Genomic DNA, 15251 nt, shown 5'->3' with positions numbered 1-15251 from the left:
TTACGGGAGTCTTGACGTTATCACGGCCACGCCGATCACGCCCCGGCCGCCGGGACCGGGGGAGAATCGGCCGGCACCAGATCAGGGCCGGTGCTCAGCGCGGCGCGCCGATCCTGAACCGCATGGTGGAACTGCTCGAGTACCAGGCTGAAAGGCTCGAGGTCGTCGATCGCGCCGTCGTCGTAGCAATCCAGCGTGTCGCGTAGGATCCAGTCGATGTCGTGCTGCAAGGCGTCCAGCGCCTCCAGCGATTCCGCCTTGCGCGCCTTGGCGACCATCGCCAGCACCCGGTCACGCATCTTGGTGCCGGCCTCGCGTTCGTCGCGCGTCAAGTAACTGCGGAACCAGGCGCCGGCCGAGCCGAGGCCGGACAACAGCAACACCAAGCCCCAGATGTAATCGCTATTGCGCTCCATAAAGGTGCGGTCGGTGCCGTCGATGAACGCGGCGGCGCCGCGATGCGCCGGCAGCGCTGCATCCTTCTCGGTGTCCGGCGCCTCGATCTTGCCGGCGAGCGGCATCTCGCGGGCGATCTGCTGACGGGCGGCGAAGATCTGCCGCGTCAGCTTGGTCACCGTCACCGAGGACAGTGATTGCCGCGCGATAACCAGGTGGTTGACGCTGACGGTGTCGACCTTGTCTTCGGGCCGCGCCGGCTGGGTCGAGAAGATGCTGCCGGGGATCTCTTCCGAGTCGTAGATCGGATATTTCTTGGCAATCGCGTCGCCGACGTCGATCGGCAGGAAGCGCAGCTCGCCCCGTGCTTTCGCGGTGGCGGCGATCGCTTCGCCGGTGATCTTGCTGTCGAGCGGGCCGACGGCGAGGAAGGCATCGAGCGACAGATCGCGCGCCATCTCGGCAAGCTGGCCGGTAGCGAACTGTTCCTTGTGGACCTTGTCGGGCACCACGCCGGACTCGGCCAGAATAACGTCGAACAGTTTGACGTTGGCGGGCGTCCGTCCGATCACGCCGACCCGGCGGCCGGCCAGATCGGCGATGGTCTTAACCGACTTCTTCCCCTTCCCGGCGGATGACGGCGCCCACAGCACCACCACGTTCTTGCGCAGCACCGCGACCGCTTGCGCGTCCGCCGGCAGATCGAGGTCGGCGCGTGTCACCGCAAGGTCGGCCTTGTGATCGCGAAACGCGTCGATGCTCGGCGTCGCCCCACCGGTCACCAATGGCACCAGCCGCACCGCAGCCCGATCCCGGACAAAGCTCTGGGCCAGCGCCTGAACCAGCTTCAGATCATCGCCACCGCCCGGCCCGACCGCGATCTTCAAGCTCACCGGCCGTAGTTCATAGAACACCAAGGCGAGCACGCCGACGGCCACCAGAATGAGAGTCAGCACCGTTGCCAGCGCAAAGCGGGCCCGATTGCGGCGGCGCCGGTTGCGGAACGTATCATTGCTGCTGCCTTCCGGGGATGCCATCCCGCCACCCGCTTTTTGCGCCCGAGCGGCGCCAGGCAACGCCCTGCGCCGAGCTTACGGCCGTTGTGCGGCAGCCTACTCGATTTTAAGTTGCGGGGTATCGGCAAATCCGCCGACCTTCAGGTGCCCTACTCTGGGAGCGCGAGCGTCGGCTCGGGGCCGGCGAGCTTACGCTCCTCCATCACCAGGATGCACAGCGCCGAAGCAGTCAGCATCAGCGCCGCTGCGCCGAACACCCAGCGGAATGCCGCTACCATGTCGGCAGCCGCGACGTTGCCGGTGACGTGCCGGTGCTCACCCCCGCCGAGCTGGATGTCGCCGCCGAGCGCGATCAGCAGGATCGCCGTGAACGCCGCGACCGTGAACGAGGCCATCAGGGCCCGGAAGAAGTTCATCGCGCCGGTCGCGGTGCCGATCTGCGGCCGCGGCACTGCGTTCTGGATCGACACCACGCTGACCGGAAACACCGTGCCGAGGCCGAGCGAACACAGCGACAGCAGCGTCAGGAACAACCATAGCGGCAGCGGCGTCAGGACCGCGATCGCCGTAGCCATCAACGCCGCGAAGCTGGTGCCGAAGATCGCGATCCGCTTGTAGCGTTCGACATGCACCATCGCCCGGCCGGTGAACGCCGCGCCGAACACCGAGATCGCCGCGATCGGGATCAGCGCCAAGCCGGATTGGCTCGCAGTCAGCTGATACACCGCCTCGTAATACAGCGGCATGTGCACGGTGAGCGCGATCATCGCCCCCATGGTGAAGGCGCCGCCGGCCATTGCCCACGGGACGACCGTCCCGCTCATCAACTGCAACGGCAGGAACGGCTCGCGCGCCCGCAGCGCGTGCCAGACGAAGCTCGCCGCCAACAGCACCGCCGCACCCGACAGCGCCAGGATCGTCGGCGAAAGCCAGGCGAAGCGGTTGCCGCCCCAGGTCAGCACCAGCATCACCGCCATCGCCGCGGACATCAGCAGTACGCCGCCGAGCCAATCGACTTTTCGCCGGCGGTGATACACCGGGATCTTCGCCATCTTCGGCAGCAGCAGCGCCAGCGCACCGATTGCGAGCGGCAGGTTGATCCAGAATATCATCGACCAGTGCAGATGCTCGGCAAAGAAGCCGCCGAGGATCGGCCCGCCGATTCCGGCCGATACCCACACGCCGGAAAAATAGGCCTGATACTGGCCCCGCTCGCGCGGACTGACGACGTCGGAGATCACCGTCTGCACGATCGGCATGATGCCGCCGCCGCCGAGCCCCTGCAGCGCGCGGCCGAGGATCAGGACCAGCAGACTCGGCGCCAGTGCGCACATCACCGATCCGGCGACGAACAGGCTGAGCGAGACGATGATCATCACCCGCCGGCCATAGATGTCGGCCAGGCTGCCGAACACCGGCGCGACTGCAGTCGACGACAGCAGATACGCGGTGATCACCCAGGACAGGTTTTCGACATCGCCGAACTGCCGTCCGATCGTCGGCAGCGCGGTGGCGACGATGGTCTGATCGAGCGCGGCGAGGAACATCGCCAGCAGCAAGCTCATCAAGATCGCGCGAACTTCGCCCTGGGTCAGCGCACCGGCCGGCGTCAGCGGCGGCGCGTCGCCGAGATTGATCACTTCGGTCGGAATGCTGGAGAGTTCGGCGGCGGCTTCGTCGGACAGCAGATGGTGGGGCGCGCCCACAGGTTGACGGCTCTGGCGTTCGGACATGCTCATGCGGGCGCGGAATCTCGTCGGGCTGAAACGATGCGGGGGATATTCGCCAGTGCATCCTACTAACGCATCCCCTGCTGAAACGACAGCAACGTCAGCGCATGGGTGCACCGCGTACCGCTGCCGGTCCATGGAATTGGGATATGATCGGCCGGCGGAATGTTCCGCATGGCAAAATACGCCCACGCTTCGTGTGGGGAAAGGAGGTCAGCCATGATCGGGTTCACGCGACGTCTCCTCGCCACCTGCGCCGGCGCAGCCGCCATCGCGGGATTGTTATGGCCGCCGGTCGCCGACGCCTGCACGCGCTTGGTCTATCTCGGCGCCGACAACCAGGTGATCACGGCGCGATCGATGGATTGGGCGCGCGACATCGGCACCAATCTTTGGATCTTCCCGCGCGGCATCAAACGCTCCGGCGAAGCCGGCTCCAATTCTGCAAAGTGGACCGCGCGCTACGGCAGCGTCATCGCGTCGGCCTATGATGTCGCCACTTCGGACGGAATCAACGAGGCAGGGCTGGTCGCCAATGTGCTGTGGCTGGCGGAGTCGCAATATCCGCCGTTCGACGGCTCCAAGCCGGGGCTAGCGCTGTCGCTGTGGCCGCAATACGCGCTCGACAATTTCGCCACCGTCGCCGAAGCAGTCGAGGCGCTGGCGAAGGAACCGTTCACGGTCGTCACCGACAAGATGCCCGGTGAGCAGCGCATCGCCACGGTGCATCTGGCGCTGTCGGATGCCTCCGGTGACAGCGCCATCATCGAATATATCGACGGCAAGCAGGTGATCCATTACGGCCGGCAATACCAAGTGATGACCAATTCGCCGACCTTCGATCAGCAGCTCGCGCTGAACTCGTACTGGCAGCAGATCGGCGGCACGGTGATGCTGCCCGGCACCAATCGCGCCGCCGACCGCTTCGCGCGGGCTGCGTTCTATGTCGGCGCGATTCCGAAGACACCCGACCCGGTGGAATCGATCGCCGCCGCGTTCAGCGTGATCCGCAATGTATCGGTACCATTCGGGATCTCGACGCCCGATCAGCCCAACATTTCCTCGACCCGCTGGCGCAGCGTCTCCGACCACAAGCGCAAACTGTACTTCTTCGAATCCGCGCTGACGCCGAACGTGTTCTGGATCGATCTGACGAAGATCGATTTCTCCGCCGACAAGGGCGTGGTGAAGAAGCTCGACCTCGGCCCCGGCCAGCGCAACATCTTCTCCGGCGAAGTGCACGATCGCTTCAAGCCGGCGGAGCCGTTCAAATTTCAGGGGCTGTAAGATCGACAGCGCAACAACAGGGCTAACTGCAGTCTCCGAGAGCTTCTCCCGGAGACGAAACGTCGGGGTCACTTGATCTTGTTGATGCGTCGCAGATCGGCGTCGATCCGCGACTGCCAACCGGGACCTCCAGCCTTGTAGGTGTCGATCACTTCCGGCGACAGCCGCAGTGACACCAGCCGCTTGGTCGGCGCCTTGTTCGGTCCGGCGAGATCGGGGAGCACTTCGGCGAACGGCTTTGCTTTTTGGCGAGGCCGCCAGCATGGACCATCAGCGGCGGAGCGCCTACATCATCCGAGTACCCACCTGGAGCTTGCATGCCCCGTTCCGATCTCGCCGCGCCGGAGGACGCAGTCGGCGCCACGCTCGCCAACTGGCGTGAGCTGCCGTTCAGCCGCTGGTCGTTCCGCAACATCGATGCCCTGATCCCGACCGAGACGATCCCCAACGCGCCGGACGATATCTGGCCCCTGCCCGCAGCTCCGCGCGAACTCACTGGCTTTCGCGTCCGCGCCCAGGGTGGAGAAATGCTCGGCCTAGATGGCTTTCTGAGAGCGACCGACACCGACGCGCTGGTTGTGCTCAAGGACGGCACGATCGCCTCTGAAGCTTACGCCAACGGCACCACCGCGACGACACCGCACATCATCATGTCGGCGTCGAAATCGATCACCGGGTTGATCGCCGGCATCCTCAGCGAGCGCGGCCACCTGCAGCTCGACGCCGAGGTGACGACGCTGATCCCGGAAGCGGCGGGCACTGCGTATCAGGGTGCGACGCTGCGCCAGATGCTCGACATGCGGACCGGCATTCTGATCGACCTCGACGCCCAGCGCGCCTATGCGGCCGCCGCCGGGTGGGACCCGATGCCGCCGGATCGACCGCCGACCGACCTGAAAACGTTCTACAGCGACTTGGCGATCAAGCCGCTGCCGCATGGCGGGCCGTTTCGTTACGTCTCAGCCAACACCGATCTGCTCGGCTGGGCGATCGAACGCGCCACCGGCACCCGCTTCGGCGCGCTGGTTTCCGATCTGCTGTGGCGCCCGCTTGGCGCCGAGCAGCCGGCCTCGATCACCACCGACCGGCAGGGCCAGGCACGCACCACCGGCGGCTTCAGCATGGTGGCGCGTGATTTCGCTCGGATCGGACAGATGATACTCGACGACGGTCGCCGCGACGGCCGCATCATCGTGCCGCCGTCATGGATCGACGATCTGTGGCGCGGCGGCGATAGGGATGCGTGGCGGCAGGGCGAGTGGCAGAAGCTATTTCCCTACCGGAATTTCAGCTACCGCGGAGGCTGGTACGTGATCCACGACGAACCGAAAGCGATGTTCGCGATGGGGATCCACGGCCAGAACCTGTTCGTGGATCCGGCCAGCCGGCTGGTGATCGCCAAACTGTCGTCGCAGCGAGCTGTAGTCGATAACGCCGCCTGGGCGGTGACGCATCGCGCGCTGCCGGAATTCCGCCGCTGCCTCGGCTGAGCGGGATTCTCGATCAGTTCGAGCTGCTGCCCCGAGATCCGGCAGCCGCCCCCGATCGGAATTCCAATGGCGATCCGACGACAAAGAAAGAGGCCCGGTCGCCAATCGGCGCCCGGGCCCAAGTCTAGGGAGGAAACGCCCCAAGGAAGGGGACCGCGACGAACCGCATCGCGGATGTTCAGTATGTGACACACTTGCCGCGTGTATTCTATCTGGGCAAATCCCGAGTCCGGGAATGCCCCGATCGTAGTTTTACGGAGGCCGCTTACGACCTAGCGCGCGGCGCCGATCGCGAAGTCGCCGCGACGACCGCGCCGTTAGACCATCACCTGGTCGAGCAGGTCGATCAGATGCGGCTTGCCGTCGGCGACGATCTTCACCTTGGCGGCCAGTTCCGGATTGTCCGCGAAGAACGCGACCACCCCCTGCTCCTCCGCCGACCAGTCGGGCCGCACACCGCCCTTCGGCGGCTTGGCCCGGTTCGCCTCCTTTGCCTGCTGCTTCGTCCAATCGGCCTCGCGCGCGACATCGATCTCCTCGACCGGATAGGTCAGATGGATCGTGTAGTCGTCGTCGACACCGCGCCCATCGAGCAGCATCTGCAAGGTGGTGCGCTCTGGATTGCCGTGGTCGCCGTTGCCGGAAAACACGTAGTGATCGGCCGTGACCCGTTCGAAGAACGACGTCTCCATATTGTTGTCGCTGCCGTGGTGCGGCACTTTGAGAAGGTCGACATGCAACGTCCCGTCTTTCGCCAGTCTGCCGGAAACCTCCAGCCCTTCGATGATCTTGTCGCCGCGGGCGTCGCCGGTCAGCAGCATGGTCTTGCCGCCGCATTCGGCCAGCAACACGATGCTCGACAGGTTTGGCACTGATTTGTCGACGAACGCAGCCAGCATCGCCGACGCAGTCGGTCTGGTGTCTTCGCTCTTGCGCCGCCGCAGCCATTGATCGTGCAAGTCCTGCAGGGCTTGCAGCTCTTTCTGCATCGGGCCAGCGACGGTGATGGACACGCCATTGAGATCGACCGGCGCAACCTCCGGCGCGGTCAGGATCAGCTTGCCCTTGAACTTGTGGTTCGGCTTCCAACCGAGATCGGCAGCGTCGTCGCGCAGGGTCCGCCCTTGCGGCACGCTGGCGAGCACGGCCTGCGCCGCGGCTTCCTCCTCGCTGTCGCCGATCTCGACGCCCGCGAACAGATTGGCGTCGGCGCCGGCCAGAATCGAGGCGGTGCCGAAGCCGCTCGTCAGTTCGTCCGGCTTGGTCGACAGCAGGTCGTCGAAGCTGTTGTGCCACAGGCTGGTGACGGCAAGCCGGAGACCGGCCGCCCGTCTGCGCTGCTCGTGGGTCAGATCAAGAATGCCGCGTATATGATCGTCGTCGATATGGCTGACCAGCACGACATCGATCGGCAGCGGATCGGCACCGTCGAGCAACCCGGCGCGTTCGCGCACGGCCCGCAGCCTCTGTAGACGGGGCTTGAGTGACTGCGCATACACCGTTGCAGGACCGCCGTCGATCAGCATCAGGCGCGGCCTGTCCTCGGTGCCATAGTGAAGCATCAGGCAGTCGCCCTGTCTTGCTCTGAGCACATCGAGACTGAAGTACATCGTCCAGCTCCCGCGCGCCTGCGCTCTCAGATCGACTGGAACGCGCGCAACACGTCCAGCATACCGTGGCCCTGAAAACTGCGCTCGCGGCCGAGATCGGTGGCGCTGGCGCAGAGGATTTGCTTCACCCGCCGCGGCTGGCCGATCAGTTCCTCGTAGCGCGCCAGCAGCATCGCCGCCGCGCCGCTGACATGCGGCGCCGCCATGCTGGTGCCGGACTCCGGCGCCCATCCGTGGTTCAGCACGGTGGAGTAGACCCGCTCTCCCGGCGCCACCAGATCGGGCTTCAGACGACCGTCGCCGGTCGGGCCGCGGCTGGAGAAGAAGCTGATGCCGTAGGTCTGCGGCCAGTTGCCGTGGGTCGAACCGACGGTGATGACGCCGTCCCCGTTGCCGGGATCGGTAATACTGAAGGCGGCGTAGTTCTCGAACGGACCATCGACGGTCTGGAACTTCTGAAAACCACGATTGCCCGCCGCAGCCACCACGACGACGCCACTCTCCACCAGCCGTTCACATTCGTTGCACACCGGCGTCCGGCCGCAAGCGTAGTTGCGGACGTTGTGCGGAATCGAGAGGCTGAGATTGACGCCGTGCACGGTGATGTAATTGTGCCGATCGTTGATGTAGCGGATGTACTGCAACGCCGCGATCACCGCGAATTCGGTGTCGGCCGCGGTCTTCCCCAGCACACGGAAGTCGTACAGCCGGATATCCGGGCACATGCCGTTATAGGCCGAGCCAACGAGATCGCCGTCGGCACCGATGATGCCGGCAACGTGCGTGCCGTGCGGATTGGTCGGCGGCGGCGGATGTTTCAGCGTGATCAGCTTCTCGACATCGCCCCAGTTGATCGGACGCCGGTTCTCGGCATCGATCGCGACCTGCTTGAGATATTTCTGCGTCGCCTCGATCGACAGGCCGGTGGTCCGCGCGATGCGATCGACTTCGGCTGCTCCGACGTCATCGACCTCGCTGGTCACGATCTCGCGGATCCGTGTAAAGTCGAAGGTCTTCTTCACACGGCTCGCGTAGACTGGATTGCTCGGGTCGGTCGTCGCCTGCTCGTCGATCATCTGCAGTGCCGGGTGACTGCAGTCGATCCCGGAATCGATCACACCCCAGACGATCCGGTCGCACATTACCCGGAACAGCGACTGTGCCGCGTCGGCCTTCACTGCAGGGACCGAGCGATCGAGCGCGGTGTCGGCGCGGCGGTTCAGCGACACCTGGAAGATGTACCCCTCGGCCAGTGCGTCTCCGGCGAGTTCGCCTATCTCGGAGCTCTTGCGCACCAGTTCGGCGAGATCCTCCTCGACCTTAGGATAGGCCTTGAAGATCTCATCGACGATCTCGGCGGCAAACGGCGCATACTGCGCGAAGGCCAGATCCTCGTCGAGTTCGGGCAAGTTCAGCAGCGTCGCGGCGCTGCCTGTCGCCTGCCCCGGCAGTTGATCTTCGGAACGCCGCTGACGCTTGCCAATCCAGAAGATCAACCCGGCGAGCGCGATATAGCGTTCGAGCGATGAGTAGTTGTCGCGCCCGACATTGATCCCTGCTTTGCGCGTCGCGCCCGGTGGCGTCTGCAGCAGCTTGACCAGCGCGCCTCGGCGATCCTCGACCTGTTTGATCCGACCGGCGCCCTGCTGCTGCCGCCACCACAACGTCAGCGGCACCAGGATGCACAGCACTTCGTCGAAATACAGCTCGGCTGCGACCAGCCCCTGCAGATAGGCGATCTTGGCGGATTCGAGCCGGCGCGACAGTTGCGCATCGACCATCTCGTTGCGCGACCGGTTCCAGATCGGCCGGCCGAGCCTGATCATGCTGGCGACATCGGCAGCGGTGGCTTTGAAGTGAGGGGTGATCAGGACGTCCTGGCGTGCCCCGGGATCGAGCGCGTAGGCGCTCCAGACGTCGCCGAGCAGCGGCGAATCCTGCAGCACCCGGCGGTCGTCGGCGGGGCCGAGCAAGATAGTCTCGACGATCTCGCCGGGCAGCGAAAACTGCATCGGCCGTCCATCGTCGCCACTCGGCCACAAGGATCCGTCGTCCCTCGCCATTGGCTCTCCTCCGCCGACGCCCCGCCTGAGCCTATCCGTCGAAACGGGGCCGGCGCTGCTGTTTCGGATTCACACTCCCGATTGCGGATACGGAAACTGCTTCGGCGGCATCAGCTCCGCATCCACGTGTTTGCGCAGAGCCGCGTCGCACACCGCATATCCCCAATTGATCAGCCGATCCTGGGTGACGTCGTCGAGCCGCTTCAGCCGGGTAGCGATCTCGGCGAGTTGCATGGTGCGGATGTGCGGGCACGGCAGCGCGTCGGAGAGCTGATAGTCGGTGATGTCGGTGCGGATGCCCCAATAGGCGCCACGGCGCACATGCGATTTGAACGAGTCGATCAGTTGGCGCTTGCGGAGTGCACGAACCTGATTGTCGACCAGATTGAGCACCCGATAGGCATGCTGCGCCCAATCGGTCGCGGGTTCTTCCTCGGCGGCGACTTGGCCGCCAGCGTCGCTGACAAGAACCGTGGTGTAGCGCTTCCACGCCGTCTCCAGTCCGAGATTGTCGTACACGCCGCCATCAGTGAGAAACACCCGGCTGGTGAACGGCTCGCGCTGTAGATCGTCGCCGGAATTCGGCGTGAATTTGGTCGGGTCGAGCCGTAGCTGGAACGGCGACAGCACCGGCGGAAATGCCGACGACGCCGTCACCGCCTGCGCCAACGTCACTGTCGGATTCAGCACCTCGCCCACTCGGTAGTCGCGCATATAGCGCTTCGAGAACCGCCACAGCACGCCCGACTGTACATTGGTGGCATTGATGACGAAGCGCGGCTCGTCCGGCAGATCCTGCAGCGTGGCGCCTTGAAACAGCCCGCGATCATAAGCCTTGGCGATCTCGTCGCCGATCGATACGCCCGGCAACGCAATGCCCCACAGGATCGATCCGGCATCGATGGTCTCGCCCGCGAAGGCGCGCAGCGGCGCCACCACCTCGCGCACGAACTCCGTCGTGCTGCTCCCCGCCGCGAAACTCAATGTCGGCCATTTCAATGCCAGCAGGCCGGCGGCAATCGAACCGCCCGATACGCTGGAGATACGTCTGACCGTTTTCAGGATGCCGGTTTCGTGCAGCCGCCACAGTACCCCGACATGAAACACCATCGCGCGGTAGCCGCCGCCGGACAGGCAAAGCGCAATGCCGTCCTCGAGTTTCGGAGCGACAATCTCGGTCGGAACACGTCCCACGGGAGAATCGGTCATACCCTTGCCCTCGCAAACGGCTGGACGACCTGTCAGTTCAATTCCCGATACGACGCATCACGTTTGCGCCGCCCATCTAACTATCAATCAAGCAGTCAAATACGACTTTAGGTTGAAGGCTAGCACCGGCCAATCGCACTGTAAAGTAACCGCTTCTCGGAGCTGATCGACGCCGCGCCGGCGACCGTCGAGTGGTGCAAGCAACGTCAGAGCCTACACCAGGAGAGGACGGCGATATTGATCATCGTCCCGAGCGCGTTCGTCCGGCTGGGTCTCCTCGACCGTCTGGCCGTCACCGACTGCGGACATGACACAGGAGAGATGCCCGGACGAATGCGCCGTGCCGCCGTCGGCGCCGCGCTCTCTTGCGCCAGCCTGATCCCGAGCCGCCGATCACCGCTGTTCGATCGGATGAGCCCAAATTTTGAACGATTCAAAGAACGGCGACACCATCGCTTGGCGATGGCAGCGCGCCGATCAACTCAATGAAATCAAGGTGATGCTGTGCCCTCCCGACTGCGGTGGCGCGGCCGCCTCGTCGATCTTCGACCGATTCCAAACTGACTTCGCGCTAAGCTTTCGCAAAAGCGTTGCTACACGTAGCGGCATTCGATTACTCCCCGCGCTCGACCTGGGGGGTGAGTGATGAAGTTCGTCAACGCTGGCGAGAATGCCGGCAAAAGATCCGTGGTCAACGCGTTGTGGCTGACCAGCGCGCTGATCGCTCCACTGGGATGGCCTTCGGCGCAGGTCGCCGCGCAAGCCTCAAAACCGCAAGCGACCGAGCTGCCCGCCGTCGAAGTCGCCGCGCCCGAGGCGAGCCGGCGTCAGGCCCAGCCCGCACGCGACCGGAACCGCTCTGCGGCGGGCCGCTCACGCCGCTCCGCGCAGCGCGTCGTACAAGCGCCGCTGCCGGTGCAGGCGCAGCGCATCGTCTTCGAACGCGGCACCGATCCGGTGCCCGGCTTCGTGCCGAGCGTCAGCGCCAGCGGCACCAAGACCGACACCAAGCTGATCGAGACGCCGCAGTCGGTCTCCGTGGTCAGCCGCGACAATCTCGATGCCCGCGGCGTCGACACCATCGCGCAGGCGCTGCAATACACAGCCGGCGTGGCCGTGCAGACCGGCGGCGCCGATCCGCGCTATGATCAGGCCCGTATCCGCGGCTTCGAGACCAACGGCTTCTCCAATTTCCGTGACGGCCTGCGCGACACCGCCAACGGCTCGGCGTATTTTTCGGTGTTCCGCAACGAGCCTTACGGCGTGCAGCGGATCGATGTCGTCAAGGGCCCAAGCTCCGTCATGTACGGCCAAAGCCCGCCGGGCGGTCTGATCGACCTGATCAGCAAGCGCCCGACCGATCAGGCGTTCGGCGAAGTGGTCGGCCTGGTCGGCACCGCCGACCGGCTGCAGGGCGCGTTCGATGTCGGCGGCCCGATCGACAAGGACAAGACCCTGCTCTATCGCCTCACCGGCGTGCTGCGGGATTCCGACGCGCAGATCGCCAAATTCTCCGACAAGATCAAGGACGACCGCGTCTATATTGCGCCGGCGGTGACCTGGCGGCCGACCAACGACACCACGCTGACGATTCTCAGCGACTTCCAGCACGACGTGTTCGGCAACGCGTTTCCGGTGTCGGTCGGTACGTTGCGCGGCGGCAAGGTCGTCGACGTCAAGGCGCTGCCGCTGTTTCTTGGCGATCCCTCGTACAACACTTTCGACCAGACCCAGTATCGGATCGGCTACCAGTTCGAGCACCGCTTCAGCAACGATCTGATCGTGCGCTCGCGGGCGCGCTACGGCCATGTCGACCTGGAATATCGCTACATCACCTTCGCCGGTACCCCGCTCGACACCCAGACGGTGTTCCCGCGGGTCTCGCGCAAGGTGCTGGAAACCAGCGACAGCTTCAACATCGACAACCACGTCATTGCCAAGGCATCGACCGGCCCGCTGCAGCATACGGTGCTGATTGGCACTGACTATCAGGCGTTCGAGCTCGGCGGCGAACAGTTCGGCGGCACCGCGCCGTCGCTGAGCCGGCTCAATCCGGTCTATGGTCAACAGATCGCGATTCCGACGACGATGCTGCAGAGCTACAAGCAGAATCTAAACCAGGCCGGCATCTATTTGCAGGACCAAATCAAGCTGCAGAACTGGATCCTGACGCTCGGCGGTCGCTACGACGCCGCGCAGCAGACCACCCTCAATCGCCTCAATGGCGTGCCGCAGCCGAACGACGACACAGCTTTCACCAAGCGTGCCGGCCTGACCTACGTGTTCGACAACGGCCTCGCGCCCTATGTCAGCTATTCCGAATCGTTCCTGCCGACCGCCGGCATCGATTTCAGCTCCAACGCCTTCAAGCCGACCAAGGGCAAGCAGTACGAAGGCGGCGTCAAGTTCCAGCCGAACCGGGATCTTCTGTTCACCGCGGCGGTGTTCGACCTCACCCAGGACAACGTGCTGACCGCCGACCCGCTGCACCTCAACTACAGCATCCAGACTGGCCAGGTGAAGTCGCGCGGGTTCGAACTCGAACTGCTTGCCAAGCCGCTGCCCGGACTGAACCTGCTGGCGACCTATACGCTGCAGAACCTGAAAAACACCGAGAGCAACAATGGCGACATCGGCAAGGTGCCGGTGCTGATCCCTCGCCACATGGCGTCGGCCTTCGTCGACTACACCCTGCAGAGCGGACCGCTCGCCGGCTGGGGCTTCGGCGCCGGCTTCCGCTATGTCGGCGAGTCCTACATGGACATCCTCAACACGCTGACCAACGATGCTTACACCGTGTTCGACGCCGGGCTGCACTATCGCCAGCCGAAGGGCATCAACCTGGCGCTCAACGTCAAGAACATCGGCAACGACGACCACGCGCAGTGCACCGTGACCGGCGGCTGCCAGTACATCACCCCGCGGGTGATCACCGCGACCGCGAGCTATCGCTGGTGACCGGAACGCGCGTCCTCAGGATCTGGAGCAAGGTCCACACCTGGACCTCGCTGATCAGCATGTTGTTCATGCTGCTGCTGGCTATCACCGGCCTGCCACTGATCTTCCATGAGGAGATCGGCGAACTGACCGACGAGCACTTCGTCCCGCCGAAACTGATGCACGCGGAGCCGGCCGCGCCGGTCGACGACATTGTTCGCGCGGCTCAGGACTCCCGCCCTGGCAGTCATGTGCTGTTCGTCAACTGGCGCGACGAACAGCCGGGCGTGGTCGTCGTCACGATGTCGCCGACGACGAAACCGATGCGCGGGCAATTCTATCGCCTGGTGATGGATGCCCACACCAAGGCGGTGCTCGGCGAAGAGAAGCCGCAGCGCGGCGTGATGGACATTATCCTGCTGCTGCACAAGAACCTGTTGCTGGACCTGCCCGGCGAACTGTTCCTCGGCGCGATGGGCCTGTTGCTGGTGGCCTCGATCGTCTCCGGCGTCGTGGTCTATGCGCCGTTCATGCGGCGGGTCGAATTCGGCACCGTCCGTCAGCGGTCGCGGCGGCTGAAATGGCTCGACCTGCACAATCTGTTCGGCATTGTCACCACTGTCTGGCTGTTCGTCGTCGGCGCCACCGGTGTGATCAATACGCTGGCGATGCCGATGTACGATTACTGGCGCAGCCAGGAGCTGCCGCCTTTGCTGGCCGCGCATCGCGGCGCGCCGGTTGCGCAGCCGTCGTCGCTCGATCAAGCCATCGCCCGGGTCCGCGCCGCGCTCCCTGACGGCCGGCTGACCTCGATCACGATGCCGACCGCGGAAAACTTCGGCAGCCCGCGGCATCTGGTGGTGTGGATGAAGGGAAACACCGCTCTGACGGCACTGCTGAACACGCCGACGCTGGTCGACGTCGACCAGAGCGTGCCGGTTCTGGTGCCGCAGATGCCGTGGTACCTGCAAACGCTGCAGATGTCGCGGCCGCTGCATTTCGGCGACTATGGCGGCCTGCCGCTGAAGATCGTCTGGGCGCTGCTCGACCTCGTCTGCATCGTCGTGCTGATCACCGGACTTTATCTCTGGGTCGCTAAACAGCGCTTCGGCGGCAGCGTCCGCAGCCGCACCGCGGCGCCATCTGAAGCGAGGCCGGCATGACCATACCCCGCAGAGCCTCGCACACCACCGCGCAGATCTTCGCCGCCCCGCTCGCGATCGGCGTCATCACCGCCCTCGGGCTGACGACAGCGTTGCTCGGCGACGGGCTGTGGGATTGGATCTCCTGGATCGCGCTCGCACTGCCCGTTGCGGTGGCAGTCGTGTATTGGCAGATCGGCCCGAAGCGGGCCGAGCCTCGTTAGAGCCTCAACTCATCCCCGCCCCCAAGCGTCATCGCCCGGCTCGTCCGGGCGACCCAGTATCGCAGAGCGCCGCCTGTTTAGAGCAGTTCTGGTGCTGATCCACGCCGCCTGCTGCACGCACAACCTCATGGTGAGGAGGCGCGTAGC

General features: G+C 64.7%; 11 protein-coding genes and 1 pseudogene. 6 read left to right on the top strand and 6 right to left on the bottom strand.

Features of this window, described 5'->3' with window-relative positions; all coding sequences use genetic code 11:
• Nucleotides 1-35: 35 nt before the first annotated feature.
• Together DU475_RS06105 and DU475_RS06100 are read right to left on the bottom strand one after the other, a co-directional pair.
• Nucleotides 36-1433 (bottom strand): TAXI family TRAP transporter solute-binding subunit, encoded by a 1398-nt coding sequence (locus tag DU475_RS06105; RefSeq protein ID WP_164631268.1) that lies wholly within the window; start codon nt 1431-1433, stop codon nt 36-38.
• A 128-nt stretch (nt 1434-1561) separates the two neighbouring features.
• A complete protein-coding gene (locus tag DU475_RS06100; protein ID WP_164631266.1) occupies nt 1562-3151 on the bottom strand; it encodes an MDR family MFS transporter in 1590 nt (529 codons plus the stop codon).
• Nucleotides 3152-3361: 210 nt separating this feature from the next.
• Between DU475_RS06100 and DU475_RS06095 the strand changes: the two genes are divergently transcribed.
• A complete protein-coding gene (locus DU475_RS06095; protein WP_164631264.1) occupies nt 3362-4429 on the top strand; it encodes a linear amide C-N hydrolase in 1068 nt (355 codons plus the stop codon).
• 68 nt (nt 4430-4497) lie between these two features.
• On the opposite strand, the pseudogene DU475_RS06090 reads toward DU475_RS06095, so the two are convergent.
• Nucleotides 4498-4665: pseudogene (locus tag DU475_RS06090) on the bottom strand (BrnA antitoxin family protein); the annotation flags it as partial.
• Between the two features lie 81 nt (nt 4666-4746).
• Here DU475_RS06090 and DU475_RS06085 point away from each other — a divergent pair.
• Nucleotides 4747-5919, top strand: coding sequence for a serine hydrolase domain-containing protein (locus tag DU475_RS06085; RefSeq protein ID WP_164631262.1), 1173 nt, complete (start codon nt 4747-4749; stop codon nt 5917-5919).
• Between the two features lie 317 nt (nt 5920-6236).
• Here the strand turns inward: DU475_RS06085 and DU475_RS06080 are convergent, their stop codons facing one another.
• The 3 genes from DU475_RS06080 to DU475_RS06070 all read right to left on the bottom strand — a co-directional run bounded on the left by DU475_RS06080 (nt 6237) and on the right by DU475_RS06070 (nt 10801).
• Complete coding sequence (locus DU475_RS06080) at nt 6237-7481, bottom strand: MBL fold metallo-hydrolase (RefSeq protein WP_246700254.1); 1245 nt, start codon at nt 7479-7481, stop codon at nt 6237-6239.
• Between the two features lie 74 nt (nt 7482-7555).
• Entirely contained in the window at nt 7556-9541 is a 1986-nt protein-coding gene (locus tag DU475_RS06075) for a S8 family peptidase (protein WP_246700253.1), read from the bottom strand.
• A 120-nt stretch (nt 9542-9661) separates the two neighbouring features.
• Complete coding sequence (locus DU475_RS06070; RefSeq protein WP_164631255.1) at nt 9662-10801, bottom strand: patatin-like phospholipase family protein; 1140 nt, start codon at nt 10799-10801, stop codon at nt 9662-9664.
• Nucleotides 10802-11225: 424 nt separating this feature from the next.
• Here DU475_RS06070 and DU475_RS06065 point away from each other — a divergent pair, with 424 nt between their 5' ends.
• From DU475_RS06065 to DU475_RS06050, 4 genes are read left to right on the top strand one after another with little or no spacing between them, the layout of a single operon-like run.
• Nucleotides 11226-11447, top strand: coding sequence for a hypothetical protein (locus DU475_RS06065; protein ID WP_041807425.1), 222 nt, complete (start codon nt 11226-11228; stop codon nt 11445-11447).
• Nucleotides 11447-13759 (top strand): TonB-dependent siderophore receptor, encoded by a 2313-nt coding sequence (locus DU475_RS06060; RefSeq protein ID WP_164631253.1) that lies wholly within the window; start codon nt 11447-11449, stop codon nt 13757-13759. The genes DU475_RS06065 and DU475_RS06060 overlap by 1 nt, the downstream gene beginning before the upstream one ends.
• Nucleotides 13756-14901 carry a PepSY-associated TM helix domain-containing protein gene (locus DU475_RS06055; RefSeq protein ID WP_013503328.1) on the top strand — a complete coding sequence of 382 codons (1146 nt, stop codon included), beginning with the start codon at nt 13756-13758 and terminating at the stop codon, nt 14899-14901. The genes DU475_RS06060 and DU475_RS06055 overlap by 4 nt, the downstream gene beginning before the upstream one ends.
• A complete protein-coding gene (locus DU475_RS06050; protein ID WP_164631250.1) occupies nt 14898-15104 on the top strand; it encodes a hypothetical protein in 207 nt (68 codons plus the stop codon). The genes DU475_RS06055 and DU475_RS06050 overlap by 4 nt, the downstream gene beginning before the upstream one ends.
• The last annotated feature ends 147 nt before the right edge of the window (nt 15105-15251 follow it).

This window comes from Rhodopseudomonas sp. WA056 (assembly GCF_010906995.1).
In the GTDB taxonomy this organism is placed as follows: Bacteria; Pseudomonadota; Alphaproteobacteria; order Rhizobiales; family Xanthobacteraceae; genus Rhodopseudomonas; species Rhodopseudomonas palustris_G.
This window is presented reverse-complemented; position numbering and strand designations above follow the sequence as displayed.

What these genes read in the sequence shown, in the direction of transcription:
- DU475_RS06105 (WP_164631268.1), bottom strand. Translation starts at nt 1,433, where the DNA reads ATGGCATCCCCGGAAGGCAGCAGCAATGATACGTTCCGCAACCGGCGC.
- DU475_RS06100 (WP_164631266.1), bottom strand. Translation starts at nt 3,151, where the DNA reads ATGAGCATGTCCGAACGCCAGAGCCGTCAACCTGTGGGCGCGCCCCAC.
- DU475_RS06095 (WP_164631264.1), top strand. Translation starts at nt 3,362, where the DNA reads ATGATCGGGTTCACGCGACGTCTCCTCGCCACCTGCGCCGGCGCAGCC.
- DU475_RS06085 (WP_164631262.1), top strand. Translation starts at nt 4,747, where the DNA reads ATGCCCCGTTCCGATCTCGCCGCGCCGGAGGACGCAGTCGGCGCCACG.
- DU475_RS06080 (WP_246700254.1), bottom strand. Translation starts at nt 7,481, where the DNA reads ATGCTTCACTATGGCACCGAGGACAGGCCGCGCCTGATGCTGATCGAC.
- DU475_RS06075 (WP_246700253.1), bottom strand. Translation starts at nt 9,541, where the DNA reads ATGCAGTTTTCGCTGCCCGGCGAGATCGTCGAGACTATCTTGCTCGGC.
- DU475_RS06070 (WP_164631255.1), bottom strand. Translation starts at nt 10,801, where the DNA reads ATGACCGATTCTCCCGTGGGACGTGTTCCGACCGAGATTGTCGCTCCG.
- DU475_RS06060 (WP_164631253.1), top strand. Translation starts at nt 11,447, where the DNA reads ATGAAGTTCGTCAACGCTGGCGAGAATGCCGGCAAAAGATCCGTGGTC.
- DU475_RS06050 (WP_164631250.1), top strand. Translation starts at nt 14,898, where the DNA reads ATGACCATACCCCGCAGAGCCTCGCACACCACCGCGCAGATCTTCGCC.